Below are 20,349 nucleotides of genomic sequence, written 5' to 3' on the forward strand. Positions count from 1 at the left end.
AGGGCGCCGGTTACGGTCGCCGCATGTCTACGCCCCGCATTTCCTAGCCGAGGACCCGCTTCCGCGCCAGAAGTGTGTCCTTTCGCTGTTTCGGAGCGTAACTTCATGATTACTGTTCGCGGTGTCGAGCTGCGTGCGGGTGCCCGCCTGCTCCTCTCCGACATCTCCTTCACCGTGTCTCCCGGCGACCGCATCGGCCTGGTCGGCCGCAACGGCGCCGGCAAGACGACCCTGATGACCGCCCTCGCCGGGCACGCCGAACCCGCCGGCGGCACGGTCACCGTCACCGGCCCGGTCGGCTACCTCGCACAGGACTCCCGCACCGCCGACCCGGCGGTCACCGTCACCGACCGGATCCTGTCGGCCCGCGGCCTCGACCGGGCCCTGCGGCGGCTCCGCGCGGCCGAAGCCGCGATGGCCCGGGCAGGCGGACCCTCCGAGCTGGAGCGGGCGATGCGCGCCTATGCCCGCGCCGAGGCCGCTTTCCAGGCCGGCGGCGGGTATGCCGCCGAGGCCGAGGCCGCTCGGGTGGCGGCCGGGCTCGGCCTGCCCGACCGGGTCATGGGCGACCCGGTGGGCACGCTGTCCGGCGGGCAGCGGCGCCGGGTCGAACTGGCGCGGATCCTGTTCTCCGGCCACGACGGCACCCTGCTCCTCGACGAGCCGACCAACCATCTCGATGCCGACTCCGTCGGCTGGCTGCGCTCCTTCCTCCAGGGCCGCAAGGGCGGACTCGTGGTCGTCAGCCACGACACCGCCCTGCTCGCCGACGTCGTCAACCGGGTGTTCCACCTGGACGCGGACCGCGCCACCATCGACGTCCACAACACCGGCTGGAACGCGTACCTCGCACAGCGCGCGGCGGACGAGCGGCGCCGCACCCGCGAGCGGGCCAATGCCGAACGCAAGGCCGCGGCACTCCACGCCCAGGCGGACAGGATGAAGGCCCGGGTGGCCACCGCGGTGGTGGCGAAGAACATGGCGCGGCGCGCCGACCGCATGCTGGCCGGGCTCGAACCGGTCCGGCGGGCGGAGAAGGTCGCGAGGATCCGGCTGCCGGAGCCGGAACCGTGCGGACGGATGCCGCTGGGAGCCGTCGGCCTGACCAAGTCGTACGGCGACCACCGGGTGCTCACCGGTGTGGACCTGGCCGTGGACCGGGGCAGCCGCCTGGTGGTCCTCGGCCTCAACGGCGCCGGCAAGACCACCCTCCTGCGCATCCTGGCCGGCGCGGAGGAGCCGGACGCGGGCCGCGTGGTGCACGGGCACGGTCTGCGGCTCGGCTACTTCGCCCAGGAGCACGACACCCTCGCCCGGGACCGCACGGTGCGGGAGAACCTGGCCGGCGCCGCCGCCCATCTGACCGACGGTGAACTGCGGCGCGTGCTGGGGGCGTTCCTGTTCTCCGGAGACGACGCCGACAAGCCCGCCGCGGTGCTGTCCGGCGGGGAGAAGACCCGCCTGGCCCTGGCCGGGCTCGTCCACTCCGGCGCGAACGTGCTGCTGCTCGACGAGCCGACCAACAACCTCGACCCGGCCTCCCGCGGCGAGGTACTGGCCGCGGTCGGCTCCTATCCCGGAGCCATCGTGATGGTCACCCACGACGAGGGCGCCATCGACGCTCTGCGGCCCGACCGCGTACTGCTGCTGCCGGACGCGGACGAGGACCTGTGGACCGAGGAGTACCGGGGCCTGGTCTCCCTGGCCTGACCCGCCGCCCCGCGGCACCGGGTGTGGGGGCCGGGGTTCCGTGGCACATGCACCGGCATGGTGCGACGACTGCGTGTGGCGGAAGCAGTGCGGCAGGAGGCCCGGTCGGCGGGGCGCGCGGTGCGCCTCGCCCGGGAGCGGCCGGGACGTGAGCGCGATCTGGCGCTCCAGTCGCTCAAGGCGGGCCTCGCCGCACTCATCGCCTGGATGATCGCCGGCCGGCTGCTGCAGGCCCCGCTGCCGTTCATCGCACCCTGGGTGGCGATCGTCCTGGTGCGCTCGACGGTGTACCAGTCCGTCGCCCAGGCCCTGCAACAGCTGGGTGCCATCGCGGTGGGCACGGTCCTGGCCACCGCCGGTGGGACGACGCTGGGCAGCCCGACGTCGGCCATGGCCCTCGTGCTGCCCGTCACCCTGCTGCTGGGCAACTGGCCGAGGCTGGGCGACCAGGGCATCTACGGCGCCACCGCGGCGCTGTTCGTGCTGACCTCCGGCGACCCGAGCGTCGAGGCGGCGACCGCGCGGCTGCTGGAGTCGCTGCTCGGAGCGGCGGTGGGTGTGGGCGTGAACATGCTCATCCTGCCCCCGGTGCATCTGCGGAGCACCCAGGCGGCCGTATGGGCGGTGATCGACGAGGCGAGGCAGACGCTGACCGCTGTCGCCGACGGGCTGAACGGCTCCTGGAGCCACCGGGAGGCCCGCGACTGGGACGAGCGGGCACGCCGTCTCTTCTCCCTGATCAGGCAGGCGCGATCCGCCCTCGACCGTGGCAGGGAGAGCACCTGGCTCAACCCGGACCGCCGCAACCGCGCGGAACTGCGGCGCCGGCACGGCTCGTTCACCCATACCGTCCATGTGCTGGAACAGCTCAGCGACTACCTCAGCGACCTGACGCGCACCCTGGTGGAGGCGTCGGACGACCGCACCGGCAGGCCGCGGCCGGAAGAAGGGGTGACGGCGCTGTACACGCGGTTCCTGCACGACGTCGCGGCCGCGGTCGAGGTCTACGGGGAACTCGTCACCGGCGACGACAGGTCGGCACGGCGGCGTCTGCGCCAGGCGGTCGACGAGGTCCACGCGGCACAGCGGCGTCTGCGCGAACTGCTGGCGACGAAAGGCGCCGGCGGTCCCGAGTCGATGGCCCTGTACGGATCGCTCCTGGTGGACGCACGAAGAGTGGCCGATCAACTGCTCGAGGAACCGCCGGAGGACACCATGTGAGCGGTTCCCGCGGACTCAGCGCGTCGGGCGCCGGGCGGAGCGCCGCCAGTGCAGGGCAAGGTGGACGAGAGCGCCCACAAACACCACGATCCCGATGACGAGCAGGTACAACAGTCCTTCGGCTACGGCGCCGACGATGCCCAGCACGATCGCCGCGATGACGAGTGCCAGGAAGAGCGTCATGACGAGGACGCCTGGTGCTCAGCGGCGGGCGAGCTGGCGCTCACCGTTGGCGCCCGGCCGGTAGGTGAGGCCGTAGTGCGCGAACACCGCGGGCTCGTCCGCGGCGGGCAGCACGTCGTCCGTGCCGATGGCGGGGCACTTCTTCACCAGCGCCCTGTCGTAGCCGACCTTGACGTAATCAGGTCCCACGACCGCGCCGTCGAGGGGGACGAAGACCAGGCGCTGCCGGGTGGGCAGACCGATCTGCACGGTGGCCATGGCGGGCTCGTCCGTGCTGGTGTCGACGTAGATCGCTTCCAGCGCGCCGATCCTGCGACCGCCCGGGTCGACGACGTTGTGGCTGCGCCACTCACGGATATCGGCGATCTGGATCATCCCGAGTTCCCTTCACGCGAGCGTGGTGCCCGTATCCGGTGCAGTTACCAGCGTGCCCCGCGGGGCCGGTCTCCACCAGCCTGAGCAGCCCCTTCGTGTCCGTCGGAAGTTGCACGGTCCGCCTGCACGCGCACGGGGAATCCGCTACCGGCGTCCCGCCCGCCGGTGCAGCAGTCTGCGGAGCCGGCGCCGCACGAGCAGGGTGGGCGACGGGCCGGGCTGCGGGGGCCGCCCGGGGCCGAGCAGGGGGACGAGCGGCATCAGGTAGCGCGCTCCGGCGCTCTCCATCATGCACAGGGGCGTCTCTTCGGGACCTTCCACAGGGGCGATCAGGACGCGGAACGGCCGGGGCGGGTCCCCGGGCAGTTCGGCCTCGAGCGCCGTGGTGGCCTTGATTTGTCCCCTGCGGTAGGCGACCACCTTGCCGTCCACCAGCACCTCGGCCTCGGGGCGTGCGCCCCGGAGCTGCACCGTGACGGAGTGGCCGTCCTGATCGAGGTGGAAACGCCGGCCGCCTGTCATGACTGCCTCCTGTCACTGGCGCCCCGTGGTCCCAGCGTAGCGAGGACACGGGCGCGGAGGGGCGACGCGTCTTCGGGCAGGAGGAGCCGTGCGGTGGCTGCCCGATCCCGGTCCGGATTTCGGTGGTAGAAAGAGTTCATGGGTGCCTTTGGCCGAAATGCGGCAGGGATCCGGCCATCGGCCTCCCGGTCGTCGGTCTCCCGGCCGGGACGGCGCTCACGTTCCCTGTTCGGCGTGCACACGGTCGCCGGGCAGGTGTTTCTTCTGCAGTTGGCGATCGTGGTGCTGCTCGTCACCGCGGCGGCGGTGTCGCTCGTGCTGCAGGGCCGGCGCGCCGGTACGCAGGACGCGCGGACACGCTCGCTCAGCGTCGCCGAGGCGTTCGCCCACTCCCCGGGCATCGTCGCGGCGCTGGAGAGCCCCGATCCCACCGCGATTCTGCAGCCGCTCGCGGAGGAGGCCCGGAAGAGCACCGGCGTCGAATACGTCGTCGTCACCGACCGCAACGGCATCCGCTACACCCATCCCGACCCGTCGTTGATCGGGAAACACATCATCGGTCCGTACAAGGAGGCGGTCGAGGGCCGTGGCTTCACGAGCACGTTCACCGGGAGCCGTGGCCCTTCCGTGAACTCCGTCGTGCCCGTCCAGCGGCCCGACGGCACCGTCGTCGGACTCGTCTCCGCGGGGATCACGATCGAGAACGTCAACGCGCTGGCCAACCGTGACGTGCCCGTGCTGCTGGGCGCCGCCGCGGCCGCGCTCGTCCTCACCGCCGCCGGCGCGGCGCTGGTCAGCCGGCGTCTGCGGCGTCAGACGCACGGTCTCGGCCCGGCCGAGATGACGCGGCTGTACGAGCACCACGACGCGGTGCTCCACTCCGTGCGCGAAGGTGTGCTGATCATCGGCAGTGACGGGAGGCTGCTGCTCGCCAACGACGAGGCGCGCCGGCTGCTCGACCTGCCCCCGGACGCGGAAGGCAGGACGGTGACGGACCTGGGACTGGACGCCGCGACCGCGGAGCTGCTCGCCTCCGGCAGGGAGGCGTCGGACGAGGTACGGGCGGCGGGGGACCGGCTGCTGGCCGTCAACCTGCGGCCCACGGACGCGGGAGGGCAGGCTGCCGGAACGGTGGCCACTTTGCGGGACACCACGGAGCTGACCGCCCTGGCGGGCCGCGCCGAAGAGGTACGCGAGCGGCTGCTCCTGCTCTACGAGGCCAGTGCACGCATCGGCACGACGCTGGACGTGACCCACACCGCGGAGGAACTGACGGAAGTGGCGACCCCGCGCTTCGCCGACGTCGTGACGGTCGACCTCGCCGCGCCGGTACTGGGCGGGGAGGAGCCGGGACCGGAGGAGGAGACCGGTCCGGTGATCGACATGCGCCGCACGGCCATCGCGGGGGCGGGTGCGGACCACCCCTTCCATCCCGCCGGCCGGGACATGGGATTCGTCCCCGCGGATTCCCGGGTCCTGGGGATGAGCAGCGGCCGTTCCCTGCTGGTTCCCGACGTGACCACCACGCGGGGCTGGCGGGAGCAGGACCCCGAGCAGGCGGCGAGGATCCTCGAGTACGGCGCCCACTCCCTGATCTGCGTACCCCTGCATGCCCGCGGTGTCGTCCTCGGGATGGCGAACTTCTGGCGCGTGCGGAATCCGCTCCCGTTCGACCGGGACGATCTGTCGTTCGCGGAGGAACTGGTGGCACGGGCGGCGGTGTGCGTCGACAACGCCCGCCGCTACACGCGCGAGCACGGCCTCGCCGTGACGCTGCAGCGCAGTCTGCTGCCCGGCGCCCTGCCCGAGCAGAGCGCGCTGGACGTGGCGTCCCGGTATCTGCCCGCCCGGGCCGGGGTCGGCGGCGACTGGTTCGATGTGATCCCGCTGCCCGGTGCGCGCGTGGCGCTCGTCGTGGGGGACGTGGTCGGACACGGCCTGCACGCGGCCGCGACGATGGGACGCCTGCGCACCGCCGTGCACAACTTCGCCGGCCTGGATCTGCCGCCCGACGAACTGCTCGCGCGCCTGGACGAGCTGGTGTCGAGGATCGACCAGGGAGAGTCCGCCGAAGGGGCCGGTACGGCCGTCACGGGCGCCACCTGCCTGTACGCGATCTACGATCCGGCGGCGGGGACCTGCACGGTGGCCAAGGCAGGGCACCCGGGGCCCGTGCTGGCGCTGCCCGACGGCACCGTGGAGGCGCCGGACGTGCCCACCGGGCCGCCGCTCGGTCTCGGAGGGCTGCTGTTCCAGGCGCAGGAGCTGAGGGTTCCCGAGGGGAGTCGGCTGGTGCTGTTCACGGACGGTCTGGTCGAGTCCCGGGAGCGGGAATTCGACGTCGGTCTCGCGATGATGCGCCGCGTGCTCGCGAGCGGCGAACGGTCCGCGGAGGAGACGTGCGCGGACCTGATCGCGGCGATGCTGGTCACCCCGCCGGGGGACGACGTGGCCCTGCTCGTGGCCACCACTCGCAGGCTGGACCCGGCGCACGTGGGGGAGTGGGAGGTGGAACCCGATCCCGCCGCGGTCTCCGTCGTCCGCAGGGACGTGGGCCGCTGGCTCGCGGCCCAGGGCCTCGACGAGGAGGCCTTCGCCGCGGAGCTGATCCTCAGCGAACTGGTCACCAATGCCATCCGCTACGGCGGCCCGCCGATCCGGGTCCGTCTGCTGCTCGACCGGACGCTCATCTGCGAGGTGTCCGACGCGGGCCGCAGCGCACCCCATCTGCGCTACGCGGCGACGACCGACGAGGGCGGCCGCGGCCTGTACCTCGTCGCCCAGTACGCCGAGCGCTGGGGGACCCGTTACACCGCCGGCGGCAAGGTCATCTGGTCCGAGCAGAAGCTCGGAGCGGGGGACCAGACGGTCTTCGCGTGGGACCCGGAGCTCCTGGGGCTGTGACGGCTGCGAGGCGTCCGGTCTCAGGCGGGCCGGCGCGCCGCTTGATCAGAGACGCAACGCTCTGTCAGCCGATGGTTGACATCGCTCTTGTCGTCGTTTGGACGACATGTAAAAATGTGGGCGCGGTGAAGCGCTCGGCACCACCGACTCGACCGACCGTGTTCGTCACGCAGCCCGCACCGTTGCTCCGCGGTGTCCGGACTGCCTGTCAAGAAAGGACCACCAACGTGCACTGGCAGCAACTCGTCCAGCAGGTGCGGTACTCGGGCCGGTATGCCACCGGCGCCGAAGCCGAACGCGTTCTGCGCGCGGTGCTGACTGTCCTGGGCGGACACGTCAGCAGTGACGAACGCTGCGAACTCGCGGGCCTGCTGCCCGAGGAAGCGGCTGCGGTGATCAGCCGTCAGATCCCGCTGACCCAGCCGCTCAGCGCACCCGGCTTCGTCGACGCGGTCGCCGCGCGCCTCGCCCTCGGCCGTCCCGAGGCCCGCTGGGCCACCGGCACGGTCCTGACACTCCTCGCCCAGCACGCCGGCGAAGACCTCACCCGCCGCATCCTCGCCGAACTGCCCCGCGGCTACGCCCTCCTGTTCGGCCTGGCCGAACTCGCCCCGGCTCCCGCCGCGGCCGCGTGAACGACCGGCACCGCGCCGCGCCTCCCGGAGCCGGGGCGTCACCACACCGAGGTACGCCAGGCGGCGCGTGCACCCCCTGGGGTGCACGCGCCGGCCGGACCGGCCGATGCGCCGTTCCGCGGCGTCACGCGTCGGCCGGTGCCCCGGGCCGGGGGACCGTACGGCTGCCGGTCGGGGCGTACTGGGCCGCCTGGGTGCGGAACATGGCGGCGTAGCGCCCGTTCGCGGCCATCAACTCGTCATGGCTGCCGTGTTCGATCATGCGGCCCTGGCCGAGGACGTAGATCGTGTCGGCGTGCCGCACGCCGGACATGCGGTGGGTGACCAGGACGACGGCTCGCCGGGGGCCCGCGAGACGGCGGATGCGCTCGAACGCCTCGATCTCAGCCTCCGGGTCCAGCGCGGAGGTCGGTTCGTCGACGATCAGGACGCTGTCGGCGCCGCTGGTCCCGGCCCGCCAGTGCGTGCGGGCCAGGCCGATCTTCTGCCATTCGCCGCCGCTGATCTCCGAGGCGCCGCGGAACACCCGGGCCAGCAGCGTGCGCAGGCCGTGGGGAAGCCTCGCGACGACCGGCGACGCGCCGGCATAGCCGACCGACGGCTCCAACTCCTCGTCGGTGGCGTCGTGCTGCGGGCGCCCGATCCGGATGTTCATCGCGGCCGTCACCGGCCAGCGCTGGAAGTCCTGCGTCAGCAGGCAGACCCGCTCGAAGACCTGCGCGCGATCGAGCCCGGCCAGCTCCGCACCACCCCAGCGAACGGACCCGGAGTGCGGCAGCAGCAGCCCCGCGAGGATCTTCATCAAGGTGCTCTTGCCGGACCCGTTCTCGCCCACCACCGCGATCACGGACCCCATCGGGACGGACAGCGACACGTCCTCCAGCGCCGGTTCGTCCCGGTCGGGGTAGCGGTAGCAGACCTTGTGCAGGACGATGCCGTCCACCCGCGCGGGTACACACGCTCCGCCCCGGGGGATGGCGTGCCGAGCCGCCTCGACGAGGAACCGGTCGTGGTCCTGGACGTACAAGGACTCCTCGTGCAGCTGGTTGACGTTCATGACGAGCGCACCCAGGCTCGCCGAGCCCGACCGGACGGCGATCACGGCGGTGCCCGCGACCGCGAGTTCCATGTGCCCGGTCACGATGAGCCACCCCATCACGGCGTAGGTACCGGCCATGGCCACGCCGGAGAGCGCCGCGGCCACCAGTTCGGTGACCGCCTTGTCGTCGGCGAGCCGCCTCTGTTCGGCCTCGGCGCTCTCGGCCATGTCGCGGTAGCGGTCCAGGAGGAACGCGCCGACGGCATGGATCCGCACCTCCTGGGCCGCGGTGCGCTCGGTCAGGAGACTGCCGATCAGGCGGCCGGCCCGTACGTGCTCGACCCACGTCATCACCGACACGTACCGCTCCTGGGCCACCCGCATGGCGCCCCACCCGCGGGGCGCCGCGATCAGCAGCAGCATCGGCAGCAGGGCGGGGTGCAGGACCGTCAGGACGCCGGCCGTGGCGATCAGGGCGATCGTGCCGTTGAGCGCGGCGACGCAGGCCCCGATCATGCGCCGGGCGGAGGCGGCCCCGTACTGCGCCACGTCGATCAGGCGGCGGAACGCCGGGTCCTCGATCGCCTCCAGCTCCACGGCGGTGGCCGCCGCCAGGTACTCGGTGGTGGCCATCCGCTCCACGAGCGGCTCCAGGCGCCCGGCCCGGGACGTGGACCAGCCCGCCAGGCCGGCGTTGACCACGGCGACGGCCGCCGCGGTGATCAGGGCGGGCAGCGCCGCGCGCAGCCGGTCGACCGGGTCGCCGGAGCCGAGCAGGGCGTGCATCACCGCGTTGACCGCCAGCAGGGTCACCGCCGCGGCGACACCCTGCCCGACCTCGCTGATCCCGACACCCAGCAGTGACGGCCGGTCCGCGCGCCAGGCCCGGCGCAGCGTCCCGAACACCAGCCGCGGCATGGCCCGGATGGCCGTGACCATGGTCAGGTCCAGCGCGGCGCGCTCGTGTTCGGACCAGCCCATGTCGTACCGGAGCGGCCCCCCGAACAGCTCCTCCTCGGCTGCCGAGACCTTCGGCTCGGCCATCCGCACGCGTCCGAGATACCTCTTCACGCGGCATCACCCCGCGGGGCGGCGGGAGGTGGTAACAGGTCGTTCCCCGGGCTTCTTCGATCGGTCATGAGGAAGGAGATGCCCACAGAACGCGCTCGGGCAACTGCCTCTGCTACCGGCGGTCGTGGCGCAGTTGTCCGGGCCCCGCGCGTCAGCGCTCGTGGTGCACGGCGTCCTCACTGATGGGCGGACGGTACGTGTGCAGCCGGCGCTCCGTCTCGATGTCCGCGGCGGCGGTCCTGACGATCCTGCCCACCATGGTGCTCTTCGCCTTCGCCGGCCGGCACATCGTCCAGGGCCTGACTGCGGGTGCTGTGAAGGGATGACCGGCGTGAGGCGCCGGCCCCGTACCGGGCCCGGTCACGACATAGGTGTACCGCCGGGCGGTTTCCCCGCCGGCGGTACACCTCACGCGACGCTCTCACGGGGGCACAGCCCCGGGACGTCAGACCGTGCCGCGCCAGGCCCCGTCGGCCACGCCGCGCGACTCGATGAACTGCTTGAAGCGGCTCAGGTCACCGGACGTCCGGTGCTTGACGAACCCCAGCTTGTCGCCGACGTTCTCCGTGATGCCCGCCGGGTCGAAGTCCATCTGCAGCATCACCTTCGTGCGCGCGTCGTCGAGACGGTGGAAAGTGACCACACCGGCCTGTCGCACGTCGCCGTCGACGGTGGTCCACGCCACGCGTTCGTCCGGGATCTGCTCGGTGATCCGCGCGTCGAACTCCCGCTTGACGCCCGCGATTTCGGTCACCCAGTGGGTGAGCGTGTCGGTCCGCTGCTCGATCCGCTCGACACCCTCCATGAAGCGCGGGAACGTCTCGAACTGGGTCCATTGGTTGTAGGCCGTGCTGACCGGTACACCGACCTCGATCGACTGCTCGACCTTCGACATCGAATGCCGTCCTTCCGTGGTGACTTGGTGCCCGCGGCGTCAGGGATGCCACGGGCGTGGGTTCCACGTCGCCCCGGGTACCCGAGGCGACGGCCCGTATGCCTGCCGCGGCTTCTTCGGCCGCCGGATCGGCCCCTCCTGCACCATCGGCGCCGACCAGAGTCCTCCCAACGACTAGAGTTCCGGAGGGAATAGGACGGAGGGGGCGGAGTGGCCGAGGTCAACATCAGTCTCGATGCCGAGCTGGTCGTGGAAGTGATGGTCCTGGCGGGGATCGGATCCCCGCAGGACGCCGTCGAGGCAGTCGTACGCGACTACATCGCCCGCGGGCATCGCACCGAGACCCGTACCGGGTTCACGGACCGGAAGCTGCGGGAGGCCGCGAGCCGGCCGGAGGAGCCGCAGGGCTGATCGCCTTCCGCGGTGCGCCGGGCGGCCGTCGGGTGAACAGCGGCCGCGTGTCGGTGAGCGGGGGCTGGACGGCGTAGTTGTTCGCGATCGCCGTACCGGCCGTGCAGGCGAGGAGGAACGTGCCGCCGCGGGAGAGGGTCACGGCCTCTCGCCCCGGGCGAGGACGACGGCGTAACGACACGCGCCGCCACTGGTATTGGCGAAGACGCACGGGACGGGATCGCCCAGTTCGATGGTGTCGCCCGCCTCCAGTTCGTGAACCGTGTCGCCCTCGTGGAAGGTCAGCCGGCCGTCGAGCACCCAGACGACCTGGCGGACGAAGGCGAACGCGGCAGCCGGATACGGCACCCGGCCCCCGACGGGCAGATCGATCTCCGCGATCTCCGCGGGGAAGTGCGGCCCGGTGATCTGGCGTCGGCGGTAGCCCGTCGCCGGATCGCGCCATTGAGCGGCGTCGGTCTTCCGGCGCACACCCGCGGCCGTGCCCGTGCCGTGCCCGCCCCGCTCGGCAGCCTCGCCGTCGCCGGTGCCGGTCGAGCCTTCGGCGAGGGCGAGCAGGGAGGAGACACTGAGCTGGAAGGCGGCCGAGAGTTTGCCCAGCACGACGGCGGTGGGGCTGCTCTCGCCGCGCTCGATCCGGTGGATCATGGCGCGGGAGACGCCCGAGGCGTCGGCGAGCTGCGCCAGCGTCCACCGGCGCCGCTCCCGCTCGGTGCGGACGCGTGCGGCGATCTGCCCGACCAGAGGATCTACTATATTGGACATGGTTCCAATATACGAGAAGCCCGGCGCGGTGAAGGTCCGCCCGGCGGCCCCCGGCGACCTGGACGCCGTGCTCGCCATCCGCAACCACGCGATCGAGCACTCGACCGCCCTGTGGACGGAGACGAAGCAGACGCCTGCCGAGGGCGCCGCCTGGCTCGCCGTGCACCTGGACCGCGGCTCGGCCTTGGTGGCCGAAGCCGGTGGCGAGGTCGCCGGCTTCGCGGTCTACGCCCCGTGGCGGGAGCTGGAAGGCTTCCGGCACACGGTCGAGGACTCGGTCTACGTCCGCGAGGACCGGCACGGGCTGGGTGTGGGCTCGGCGTTGTTGGCCGGGCTCATTTCGTCGGCACGCAGGGCCGGGCACCACACCGTCATCGCCGACATCGAGGCGGGCAACGTCGCGTCGGTCCGGCTGCACGAGCGCTTCGGATTCGAGCACGTCGGCACGGTGCGGGAGGCCGGCATCAAGTTCGGGCGGTGGCTGGATCTGACGATCATGAGGCTGCCTTTGACCTGACGGCCGGTCGGATGCTTCGTTGATGGCCGTGGCCGTGGCCGTGACCGGCCGGGTGCGGGATGTGCGGTGGGGCCGCCGTCCGCGGACGGCGGCCCCGCACCGGAACCTGCGGTACCCGACGGAGCGCGTCACAGACTCGCGTCGCGGTGCGTGGGACGGCCGTCGAGGACCGTGAGGAGGGCGGGCAGGTCCGGCAGATCGGTGGCCGCGGTGGTGAGCGGGTTGTCGGCGAGGACCGTCAGGTCGGCGCGGAAGCCCACGGCGATCCGGCCGGCCTCGTGCTCCTCGCCCGCCGCGTAGGCGGCGTCGATGGTCATGCCCTGGAGGGCCTCCAGCGCGGTCAGCGCCTGCTCCGGACGGTGCGGGGGCTGGGTGAGGTCGCGGCTCGGCCTGCGGTGGCGGGCACCGGCCATGACGCCCAGCGGCGGGTAGGGCGCGATCGGCCAGTCCGAGCCCAGGACCACGGTGGCGCCGGAGTCCCGCAGGTCGCGGCAGCGCCACGCGCGCGAGGCGCGCTCCTCGCCGAGGCGGCGCGACCAGTTGTCGGTGTGGTCGGCGCGGGTGAAGTCGCAGCAGTGGGTGGGCTGCATGGACGCGATGACGCCGAGTTCGGCGAAGCGGCTCAGAGTGTCGTCGGGCACGGTCTCGATGTGCTCGATCCGGTGCCGTGGCCCGCGCTCCCCGGCGGCCCTCGCCTTCTCGACCGCGTCGAGGGCATGCCGTACGGCGGCGTCACCGATGGCGTGCGTGGCGGTGGGCACGCCGGCCCGGTGGAACTCGCCCACGGCGGCGGTGTAGGCCTCGGGGTCCGGCCAGAAGGCGTGGGCGGACTCGCCGTGGCAGTCGGGGCGTTCCAGCCAGGCGGTGCCGTTGTCGACGGTGCCGTCCATGAACAGCTTGACCCCGTCGGTCCGCCACAGCGCACCGCCGGCGCCCTGCTGCTCGATGAGCGCGCGCAGGCCGTCGGCGTCGGTGCCGGGCTGGCACCAGGGCGCGACCCGCAGCCGCAGCGGCAGCTCTCCGGCCGCGTCGAGGTCGGAGTAGAGGGCCACGCTGTCGCCGTTGGCGTCCATGGCGTGGCCGCCCGTGAGTCCCGCCGCGGCCATGCCGCGCAGGGCGGCGGCGAGCCGGGCGCGGCGCTCCTCGCGCGTCGGCCGGGGGGCGGCACGCTCGACGAGTTCGCAGGCGGCGTCCTCCAGGAGCAGGCCGGTGGGGCGGCCCTTGTCGTCACAGACGACCTCGGCGGCCTGGTCGAAGGTCCGCGGCCCGTCGACGCCGGCGAGTTCGAGCGCGCGCGGGCTCGCCAGCATGGAGTGCGCGTCGAAGAGCTGGAGAAGCGCCGGGACGCCGTCGAGCACGGGTGCCAGGGCCGCGGCTTCGACGGGCCTGCCCCCGAAGACGTTCGGGTCCAGGCCCCAGCCGTGCAGCCACGCGCCGGGGGCGAGGTTCCGCACCGCGCCGGCCAGTGCCTCGCGCACCTGGGCCAGGTCGGTGCAGCCCGACAGGTCGAGACCGTGCGTCAACTCCGCGCCCGAGACGGGATGGAGGTGCCCGTCGACCAGGCCGGGGGTCACCACGGCCCCCTTGAGGTCGACCACCGTCGTCGAGGAGTCCGCGAGCGCCCGTATCCGGCGGTCGTCTCCCAGTGCCGAGATCCGTCCTGCGGACACCGACAGGGCGGTCTCCGGCAGGAACTCGCCGGTGACCGGGTCGAGCAGGCGGCCGGAGAGCAGGACGAGAGGGGTGCGCACAGCGGCTCCTCGAAGAAGGGGGTGGGGGAGAGGGGAGGTTGGGGGTACCGGACGGCGCGGCGGACGGGGCCGTGACCGCCGGCTGCCCAGGCCGGTGTCGATGGCTCGGCCGAGCGGGCGGCGGGCACGGCGTCCGTGTCCGGTTGAGGAGTGGGTCGCAGACCGGGGATCGGTGTCCGGCGGCAGGGCCTGCGGCAGTGTCCGGGCCGGAGCCGGCGACAGGCCCGAATCGGTGTCCGGTTCCTGAGTCGGGGGCGGTGCCGCGGCGGTGTCCGGGCCGGAGTGGGCGGAAGGCCCGAGGTCCGTGTCCGGTTCAGGATCCGGCGGCAGGCCCGGCCTCCGTGTCCGTGTCCGTGTCCGTGCCAGGGCCGGCGGAGTCGGTGGGCGGAGGGGCCAACATGCCGGCAGGCAGGCCCAGTTCGCGCTCCGCCGTCGTGACGGCCATGCGCGTCACGGCCTCGGGCCGGTTGCTGGTGTCGGTGTTGGCATGGGCGCCGAGGCCGTCGAGTACCACCAGGATCTGAATGGTCGTCACATACGGGTCACCAGTGCGGAATTCGTCGCGCTCGACGCCCTCGCGGATGAGGTCTGCCAGCCGCTCGCGCCAGGCGGCCTCCTGCGCGGCGACCCGGTCGCGCAGAACGGGCCGGTAGCGGCTGAGGTGCCGTGCGTTGATCCAGAGCCGGCTGATGTTGTCGTACGCCTCGCCCGTCGCGTGCGCGAAGAACCGCGCCAGGCGCTGGGTGGGGGTGGTCCCGTCCGGTCCCCCGGCCGGCAGGAGCGTGTCGAGCTCGGCGCTCGCGGCGCTGCCGAACGCCTCCGCCACGAGGTCCTCCGCCGACGGGAAGTAGTGACTGATCAGCCCCGGCCGGACGTCGAGCTCTTCGGCGATCCGCCGCAGCGTGACGCACTCCAGTCCTTCGATCAGGGCGACGGCCGCGGCCGCTTCGACGATTTCCGCACGTCGGGCCTCCGGAGATTTGCGAACTCGTTTGCGCTGAACGCTTGACGACATACCCCGGATACTATTGAGTGTGCGACCAATAAGCAAGCAGGTGGGTAGACCAGCACCCGGAGGGCCCCATGGCGTCCACGATTCCCGACCCGCTCCCAGGCGCGCCCGCCGCGCACGAGGCGACCGCGCCGCCCGAGCACCGCGCGGGCCGTATCGAGGCCCACGGCATCGACCACATCCCCGACGCGGAACGGCGCGGCCGCCCCCGGGAGCTCTTCTCCGTCTGGGCCGCGGCGAACGTCAACTACCTCAGCCTCGTGATCGGAGGCGCGCTGGTCCTCATGGGCCTGAACCTCTGGCAGGCCGTCGCCGTGATCATCGCGGGCAACCTCCTGTGGGTGTTCACCGGACTGGTCGCCACCTCCGGCCCGGCCTCCGGCACCCCCAGTGAGGTGATCACCCGGGCCCTCTTCGGCGTGATCGGCAACCGGGTGCAGAACGCCCTCGTCGGCTGGACGGTCTCCGTCTGCTACTTCGCCCTCAACCTGGCCGCCGCAGCGGTCGCCGCCTTCGCCCTTGTCGAGAGGGCCGGCATCCCCGCGAGCGCGGGAGTCAAGGTCGCCGTCGTCGTGGTCATCGCCGCGATCACCCTGACCATCAGCGTCGTCGGACACGGACTGATCGTGAAGCTCTACCTTCCGATCACCCTGGGACTGGCCGCCGCCTTCGCCGTCGTCGCCTACAGCGTGATCGGGCACACCGACTTCTCGTACACCCCCGCCGAGCCGCTGACCGGCCTCGACCTGTGGGCGACCGTCATCGCCGCCCTCACGATGATGGCCTCGGGCCCGCTGTCCTACACCACCAGCGCCGACTTCGCCCGCTACCTGCCCCGTTCGACGTCCCGGAAGGCGGTCGCCGGCTGGACCGCGCTCGGCGCCTTCGTGCCCAGCGTCATCGTCTGCTCCCTGGGCGCGTTCGCCGCGACCGCCGTCGACATGACCGACCCGCAGCGCGGTCTCGAGACGATCCTGCCCGGCTGGTTCACCCCCGTGTTCCTGCTCGCCCTGGTGCTCGGCACCATCTCCATCAACGCCCTCACGGCCTACAGCGCGGGCCTGGCCCTCCAGGCCGTCGGCCTGCGCATCCGCCGCTCCGTCAGCGTGATCTTCGACGGAATCGCCGCCGTCTCCATGACTCTGTACGGACTGCTCGTCTCCAACTTCCTCGACACCGTCAGCAACGCCCTCCAGATGATCGTCGTCCTGATAGGCCCCGGCATGGCCGTCTACGCCACCGACGTCGTGCTGCGCAAGGGCCGTTACGACGGCCTGGCGCTCACGGACGAGACTCCCCGGAGCCCGTTCTGGTACACCGCCGGCGTCAACTGGGCCGGCGTCGTCGGCCTCATGGCGGGCGTGACCGCGGCCGCCCTCTGCGTCAACACCCTCTACACCGGTCCGATCGCCGCTGCCCTGGGCGGCCTGGACCTCTCCCTGCCCGCCGGCATGACCGTCTCCGCGCTCGTCTACGCCGTCCTGATGCGCAACGACCGCACTGTGCTCGCCGCGAGGGCCGGGGCATGAGCGGCCGTACGGTCCTGCGGATCGCCGGGGACAGTCCGTGGAAGCGTGGCCACGAACGCGGCCGCCGGGTCCGTGACGAAATCGCCCGAGCGTGGGGCGTCTACGCGAAGCTCTTCGAGACCGTCGCGGCGGGGAGCGGCAGGACGCTCGACGTTCCCGCGCTCGCCCGGCGCACGGCCGACGCGACCCGCGCGTGGGCGCCGGAGCCGGTCGAGGAGATGGAAGGGGTCGCCGAGGGCGCCGGAGTGCCGTTCTGGACGATCGCCGCGCTCAACGCACGCACCGAGATCCTCGCCGAGGCGGGCGCGCCCCGCGCCGGTGAATGCTCCACGCTGGTCCGCACCGGCACCCGGACCACCGGCGGCCAGTGCTGGGACTGGCACGAGGAACTCGCCGACGCCTGGCACATCCAGACCGTCAGCGGCGGCACCCGGAACTTCGCGGGCATCACCGAGCACGGCATCCTCGCGAAGATCGGTGTCAACGACGCCGGGGTGGGCGTGCTGTTCAACATCCTCGGTCACCGGGACGACGCGGCCACCGGCGTGCCCGTCCACCTCGTGGCCCGCCATGTCCTCGGCACCGCAGGGTCGTTCGAGGAGGCCGTCGGCATCCTCACCGGAGCTCCGGTCTCCGCCTCGACGGTCATGACCGTCGTGACCGCCGACCGCGCGGCGTCCGTCGAGACGAGCCCGGCGGGCTCCGCGGTGATCACGCCGGACGACCGAGGGTGGCTCGTGCGCACCAACCACTTCCTCGATCCCGCCCTCGCCACCGGTGAACTGCGCGGGCGGCGCGCGCCGGAGACCTACGACCGGCACCGCCTGCTCACGGCGCGGGTGCTCGGCCGTCCGGGTCCCGACGGGCCCGACGACCTCGCCCGACTGCTCACGGCCCACCGGGACGACGGCGCCGAGGTGTGCTGCCACGCACCGGAGGGAGGCGCGCTGGGCACCCGATGGGCGACGCTGGCCACCGTCGCGGTGGACCCGGCAGAACGGCGGCTCCAGGTGCACGAGGGCGGTCCGTGCTCGGCACGGCCGTCGGCGTGGACACCGGTCACCGCGCCGATGCCCTGAGCCGGCCGCACGCGAAGGAGCCGGTCCGCGGTGGCCCCGCGGCCCGGCTCGCCGGTGTGTCCGGGTCGGTGAGCGCCCCGGTCGGGTCCGGCACGCCATCGCGGCCCGTGTCCCGCCGCGAAACGAGTGATCGCGGCGAGCGTGGCCGGACGGGCGGACTTCGAGACCACCCGGGGGCCTCGGTGCTCACTCGGGCACGGACTGTCCGACCAGAGCGCGGGTCAGCTCCATGAGGCGACGCCGAGCAGAGCCGTCGTAGGCCTGCTCGTGCGCCCGGGCGTCCGTGAACTGGTCGAAGTAGCGGCCGGTCGTGGATTGCAGAGCCGGATCGGTGATCAGCCGGACGGTCGGCCGTACCCCCTCCTCGACGCCGGTCACAGGCGTGAGGCCGTATGCGCGTACGCCCTCGGTGTCCATCAGATGCGCCGGGTGAAGGGCGTTCACCGTGACACCGGTGCCGGCGAGTTCGGCCGCCAGCTCGAAGGTCGCCATGATCATCGCGAGCTTGCTGCGGCAATAGGCGCGCAGCCCCTCGTACCCGTGCTCCAGCATCACGTCGTCGAAGTCGACGGCCTCCTGGCCGATCGAGGCCACGTTCACCACGCAGGCCGGCGCGGACGCGGTGAGCAGCGGCAGCAGTTCGCGGGTGAGAGCGTACGGGGCGAGGTGGTTCACGGCGAAGCGCAGCTCGTGCCCCTGCCTGCTCACCTCGCGCCGCAGGGGCTCGGAACCGCCGCCGGCCACCGCGTTGTTGACCAGGGCGTCGAGCCGTGGCTCCCGCTCCCGCACGCCGGCGGCCATCGCGCGCACCTGGTCGAGGTCGGACAGATCCGCGAGGTAGATGCGGACGGGGGCGTCGGGGACGGTGGCGCGTATCTCGGCCGCGACGGCGTCGAGGCGGGCGCGGTCGCGGCCGTGGAGCAGGACGGTGTGTGCCTGAGCGGCGAGGTGGAGTGCGATGCCGCGGCCCAGCCCCTGGGTCGCGCCGGTGATCAGGACGGTGCGTCGGTTCATGGCGGCAGCCTGACAGGCGCGTGCGGGGCCCGGGAGTGTGTGCTGAGCCTGGTGTCGCCACCACCAGGCACGGCTGCCGGGCACCCGACGCACGCGGTCCGCTCGCTCCGGTCTTCGCCCAACTGCTGCGCGACGAAGGGCAGCGCACCCTGTTCACGGACGCACGTGCCATCGGCGCCCCGGTTCACAGAACCGGGGCGCCGACGGCTCAGGCGTCACCGTTGCGGCGACGGTCGAGGACGCGGCGCTCGGCCTCCTCCACGACGAGGCGTGCGGCCGGGTCCTCGTCGTGGGCCCGGACCGACGCCCGGACCAGCGCAGTTGGAACAGCGCGGGGGCGCACGGCGCCCGGAGGGGCTGCACGGGCTCCGGATCGGCCGGCGCGAACGCGTTCACGTGCCCGTCCCCTCCCCACCGACGGTGCGGGCGCGGGCCACGAACGGGCGCGACACGACGGTGATCGCCAGCGACACCGCGGCGAGGGCGGTGATCGCGGTGCCGGGGGCGACGTGGTGGGCGACGCCGCCGGCGACCGCCGCACCGAGACCCTGGCAGGTCATCCGGCCGGCGGACTCGACGCCCTGAACCTGACCGCGGACCGGGCCGGGCGTCAGCTCGAGGAGCTGCTCCTGCAGAGGCAGGGTGGCGGCGAAGCCGACGCCGGCGGCGAACACGGCCGCTGCCGCGACGGGCACCGGCGGATACGTCACGAACAGCAGGAACGGGGCGGCGAGCAGCAGCCGCAGGGGGAAGGCGCAGCGGCGTCGCCGGTCGGCGGTGAGCAGACGGCCCACGGTCAGGTCCCCGAGCAGCATGCCTGCCGATCCGGCGGCCAGGAGAGGGCCGGCACCGCGGGGGTCGTAGGAGATGAACAGGGCCTCGCAACCGACGATCAGCCCGTTGGGAACCCACAGGTTCAGCAGGAGCGCCCGTCGGCCGGAGTGGGAGAAGAGCGCGATGTTCGTGCTCCAAGTACGGCGCAGTCCGGGGCGCTTGGTGAGACGGATCGAGTGCTCCCTGACGGTGGCCGCCACCACGACGAGCCCGAGACCGTTCAGGACCGCGGCGACGGTGAAGAGTCCTTGGGGGCCGACGTGTCGCAGCAGCACGGCGCCGAGGGCGTAGCCGAGGATCGCCGTGCCGCCGGAGGTGATGTTCATGAGCGAACGCGCCGGAGTGTACGCGGAGGCCGGCACGACCTCCGCGAGCAGCCCCAGCCGTGTGCCGGTCGCCAGCGACTGGAAGAACCCCAGCACCAGCAGCAGTCCGAACCGGACGGTCAGTGGCAGGCCCGGAACCGCCTGCGCGGCGACGCCCGCGACCGAGGCGAACTGGAGCGCGACGACGGTCCGTCGCGGCCGCCTCCCGTCCGCGACCGACATCAGGGTCAGCGCTCCGAGCACCGTCGCGAACGTGGCGCCGTACATGCTCACGGCCGTCAGGAAGGGCGAACCTGTCTCGTGGTCGACCAGGGTGCCGAGTGCGAAGCCCGACAGGGTGCTCGCGGCGACCGACAAGGTGAAGCTGGAGCAGAGGCCGGTGAACTCGCTGTTGCGCAGCAGTTCGCGATAGCCGGTGGTGGGCACGGAGGGCGACGTGGGAGCGGGGGCGTCAGAGGGCATGAAAAAACCTCCGGACGCGTGCACTGCCGCGCCGAAGGCCAACTCACGTGATTCTAGCAGGCCGTTGGGGCGGTGGGTGGGTTCACACCGGGGG

Annotated in this window: 19 protein-coding genes; 8 read left to right on the plus strand and 11 right to left on the minus strand. The window is 72.7% G+C overall.

Features of this window, described 5'->3' with window-relative positions; translation table 11 throughout:
* Positions 1-105 precede the first annotated feature (105 nt).
* Both HW130_RS04465 and HW130_RS04470 read left to right on the plus strand, forming a co-directional pair.
* A complete protein-coding gene (locus HW130_RS04465; RefSeq protein WP_177148069.1) occupies positions 106-1,710 on the plus strand; it encodes an ABC-F family ATP-binding cassette domain-containing protein in 1,605 nt (534 codons plus the stop codon).
* Between the two features lie 57 nt (positions 1,711-1,767).
* The gene (locus HW130_RS04470; RefSeq protein WP_177148070.1) at positions 1,768-2,931 is read left to right on the plus strand and encodes an aromatic acid exporter family protein; all 1,164 of its coding nucleotides are present in this window, start codon (positions 1,768-1,770) and stop codon (positions 2,929-2,931) included.
* 15 nt (positions 2,932-2,946) lie between these two features.
* Here the strand turns inward: HW130_RS04470 and HW130_RS04475 are convergent, their stop codons facing one another.
* The 3 genes from HW130_RS04475 to HW130_RS04485 all read right to left on the minus strand — a co-directional run bounded on the left by HW130_RS04475 (position 2,947) and on the right by HW130_RS04485 (position 4,011).
* Positions 2,947-3,114 carry a hypothetical protein gene (locus HW130_RS04475; protein ID WP_177148071.1) on the minus strand — a complete coding sequence of 56 codons (168 nt, stop codon included), beginning with the start codon at positions 3,112-3,114 and terminating at the stop codon, positions 2,947-2,949.
* Positions 3,115-3,132: 18 nt separating this feature from the next.
* Positions 3,133-3,489, minus strand: a complete 357-nt coding sequence (locus tag HW130_RS04480; protein WP_177148072.1) for a PRC-barrel domain-containing protein — start codon at positions 3,487-3,489, stop codon at positions 3,133-3,135.
* Between the two features lie 144 nt (positions 3,490-3,633).
* The gene (locus tag HW130_RS04485) at positions 3,634-4,011 is read right to left on the minus strand and encodes a hypothetical protein (protein ID WP_177148073.1); all 378 of its coding nucleotides are present in this window, start codon (positions 4,009-4,011) and stop codon (positions 3,634-3,636) included.
* Positions 4,012-4,236: 225 nt separating this feature from the next.
* Between HW130_RS04485 and HW130_RS04490 the strand changes: the two genes are divergently transcribed.
* Both HW130_RS04490 and HW130_RS04495 read left to right on the plus strand, forming a co-directional pair.
* Complete coding sequence (locus HW130_RS04490) at positions 4,237-6,915, plus strand: SpoIIE family protein phosphatase/ATP-binding protein (protein WP_256355862.1); 2,679 nt, start codon at positions 4,237-4,239, stop codon at positions 6,913-6,915.
* A 227-nt stretch (positions 6,916-7,142) separates the two neighbouring features.
* A complete protein-coding gene (locus HW130_RS04495; RefSeq protein ID WP_177148075.1) occupies positions 7,143-7,550 on the plus strand; it encodes a DUF2267 domain-containing protein in 408 nt (135 codons plus the stop codon).
* Between the two features lie 124 nt (positions 7,551-7,674).
* Here HW130_RS04495 and HW130_RS04500 read toward each other — a convergent pair whose 3' ends face one another.
* Together HW130_RS04500 and HW130_RS04505 are read right to left on the minus strand one after the other, a co-directional pair.
* Positions 7,675-9,633, minus strand: coding sequence for an ABC transporter ATP-binding protein (locus HW130_RS04500; RefSeq protein WP_177148142.1), 1,959 nt, complete (start codon positions 9,631-9,633; stop codon positions 7,675-7,677).
* Positions 9,634-10,105: 472 nt separating this feature from the next.
* Positions 10,106-10,555, minus strand: a complete 450-nt coding sequence (locus tag HW130_RS04505; RefSeq protein ID WP_177148076.1) for an SRPBCC family protein — start codon at positions 10,553-10,555, stop codon at positions 10,106-10,108.
* Positions 10,556-10,765: 210 nt separating this feature from the next.
* On the opposite strand from HW130_RS04505, the gene HW130_RS04510 reads away from it, so the two are divergent.
* Positions 10,766-10,966 (plus strand): type II toxin-antitoxin system VapB family antitoxin, encoded by a 201-nt coding sequence (locus HW130_RS04510; protein WP_177148077.1) that lies wholly within the window; start codon positions 10,766-10,768, stop codon positions 10,964-10,966.
* Between the two features lie 138 nt (positions 10,967-11,104).
* Here the strand turns inward: HW130_RS04510 and HW130_RS04515 are convergent, their stop codons facing one another.
* Positions 11,105-11,731 (minus strand): XRE family transcriptional regulator, encoded by a 627-nt coding sequence (locus HW130_RS04515; RefSeq protein WP_177148078.1) that lies wholly within the window; start codon positions 11,729-11,731, stop codon positions 11,105-11,107.
* Here HW130_RS04515 and HW130_RS04520 point away from each other — a divergent pair.
* The gene (locus HW130_RS04520; protein WP_177148079.1) at positions 11,730-12,248 is read left to right on the plus strand and encodes a GNAT family N-acetyltransferase; all 519 of its coding nucleotides are present in this window, start codon (positions 11,730-11,732) and stop codon (positions 12,246-12,248) included. The two genes, HW130_RS04515 and HW130_RS04520, sit on opposite strands and share 2 nt — an antisense overlap.
* 128 nt (positions 12,249-12,376) lie before the next feature.
* Here HW130_RS04520 and HW130_RS04525 read toward each other — a convergent pair whose 3' ends face one another.
* Positions 12,377-13,999, minus strand: coding sequence for an amidohydrolase (locus tag HW130_RS04525; RefSeq protein ID WP_177148080.1), 1,623 nt, complete (start codon positions 13,997-13,999; stop codon positions 12,377-12,379).
* A 313-nt stretch (positions 14,000-14,312) separates the two neighbouring features.
* A complete protein-coding gene (locus HW130_RS04530; RefSeq protein WP_177148081.1) occupies positions 14,313-15,014 on the minus strand; it encodes a TetR/AcrR family transcriptional regulator in 702 nt (233 codons plus the stop codon).
* Positions 15,015-15,082: 68 nt separating this feature from the next.
* Between HW130_RS04530 and HW130_RS04535 the strand changes: the two genes are divergently transcribed.
* Both HW130_RS04535 and HW130_RS04540 read left to right on the plus strand, forming a co-directional pair.
* Positions 15,083-16,540 (plus strand): cytosine permease, encoded by a 1,458-nt coding sequence (locus HW130_RS04535; protein WP_177148082.1) that lies wholly within the window; start codon positions 15,083-15,085, stop codon positions 16,538-16,540.
* Positions 16,537-17,619 (plus strand): C45 family peptidase, encoded by a 1,083-nt coding sequence (locus tag HW130_RS04540; RefSeq protein WP_177148083.1) that lies wholly within the window; start codon positions 16,537-16,539, stop codon positions 17,617-17,619. Before HW130_RS04535 ends, HW130_RS04540 begins: the two co-directional genes overlap by 4 nt.
* Positions 17,620-17,805: 186 nt before the next feature.
* On the opposite strand, the gene HW130_RS04545 is transcribed toward HW130_RS04540, so the two are convergent.
* The 3 genes from HW130_RS04545 to HW130_RS04550 all read right to left on the minus strand — a co-directional run bounded on the left by HW130_RS04545 (position 17,806) and on the right by HW130_RS04550 (position 20,255).
* On the minus strand, positions 17,806-18,633 hold the full coding sequence (locus HW130_RS04545) for an SDR family NAD(P)-dependent oxidoreductase (protein ID WP_177148084.1): 828 nt from the start codon (positions 18,631-18,633) through the stop codon (positions 17,806-17,808).
* A 208-nt stretch (positions 18,634-18,841) separates the two neighbouring features.
* Positions 18,842-18,976, minus strand: a complete 135-nt coding sequence (locus HW130_RS35645; protein WP_256355848.1) for a hypothetical protein — start codon at positions 18,974-18,976, stop codon at positions 18,842-18,844.
* Positions 18,977-19,025: 49 nt separating this feature from the next.
* Positions 19,026-20,255: an MFS transporter gene (locus HW130_RS04550; protein WP_177148085.1), complete on the minus strand. Its 1,230-nt coding sequence runs from the start codon at positions 20,253-20,255 to the stop codon at positions 19,026-19,028.
* Positions 20,256-20,349 lie beyond the last annotated feature (94 nt).

Origin of the sequence: Streptomyces sp. PKU-EA00015 (assembly GCF_013387495.1) — a bacterium.
GTDB lineage: Bacteria > Actinomycetota > Actinomycetes > Streptomycetales > Streptomycetaceae > Streptomyces.

Bases quoted from the DNA above. Each gene is read 5' to 3' on its own strand.
- HW130_RS04545 (WP_177148084.1), bottom strand. From the start codon at position 18,633: ATGAACCGACGCACCGTCCTGATCACCGGCGCGACCCAGGGGCTGGGC.
- HW130_RS04540 (WP_177148083.1), top strand. From the start codon at position 16,537: ATGAGCGGCCGTACGGTCCTGCGGATCGCCGGGGACAGTCCGTGGAAG.
- HW130_RS04475 (WP_177148071.1), bottom strand. From the start codon at position 3,114: ATGACGCTCTTCCTGGCACTCGTCATCGCGGCGATCGTGCTGGGCATC.
- HW130_RS04485 (WP_177148073.1), bottom strand. From the start codon at position 4,011: ATGACAGGCGGCCGGCGTTTCCACCTCGATCAGGACGGCCACTCCGTC.
- HW130_RS04535 (WP_177148082.1), top strand. From the start codon at position 15,083: ATGGCGTCCACGATTCCCGACCCGCTCCCAGGCGCGCCCGCCGCGCAC.
- HW130_RS04530 (WP_177148081.1), bottom strand. From the start codon at position 15,014: ATGTCGTCAAGCGTTCAGCGCAAACGAGTTCGCAAATCTCCGGAGGCC.
- HW130_RS04550 (WP_177148085.1), bottom strand. From the start codon at position 20,255: ATGCCCTCTGACGCCCCCGCTCCCACGTCGCCCTCCGTGCCCACCACC.
- HW130_RS04500 (WP_177148142.1), bottom strand. From the start codon at position 9,633: ATGGCCGAGCCGAAGGTCTCGGCAGCCGAGGAGGAGCTGTTCGGGGGG.
- HW130_RS04505 (WP_177148076.1), bottom strand. From the start codon at position 10,555: ATGTCGAAGGTCGAGCAGTCGATCGAGGTCGGTGTACCGGTCAGCACG.
- HW130_RS04465 (WP_177148069.1), top strand. From the start codon at position 106: ATGATTACTGTTCGCGGTGTCGAGCTGCGTGCGGGTGCCCGCCTGCTC.
- HW130_RS04515 (WP_177148078.1), bottom strand. From the start codon at position 11,731: ATGTCCAATATAGTAGATCCTCTGGTCGGGCAGATCGCCGCACGCGTC.
- HW130_RS04480 (WP_177148072.1), bottom strand. From the start codon at position 3,489: ATGATCCAGATCGCCGATATCCGTGAGTGGCGCAGCCACAACGTCGTC.
- HW130_RS04470 (WP_177148070.1), top strand. From the start codon at position 1,768: ATGGTGCGACGACTGCGTGTGGCGGAAGCAGTGCGGCAGGAGGCCCGG.
- HW130_RS04520 (WP_177148079.1), top strand. From the start codon at position 11,730: ATGGTTCCAATATACGAGAAGCCCGGCGCGGTGAAGGTCCGCCCGGCG.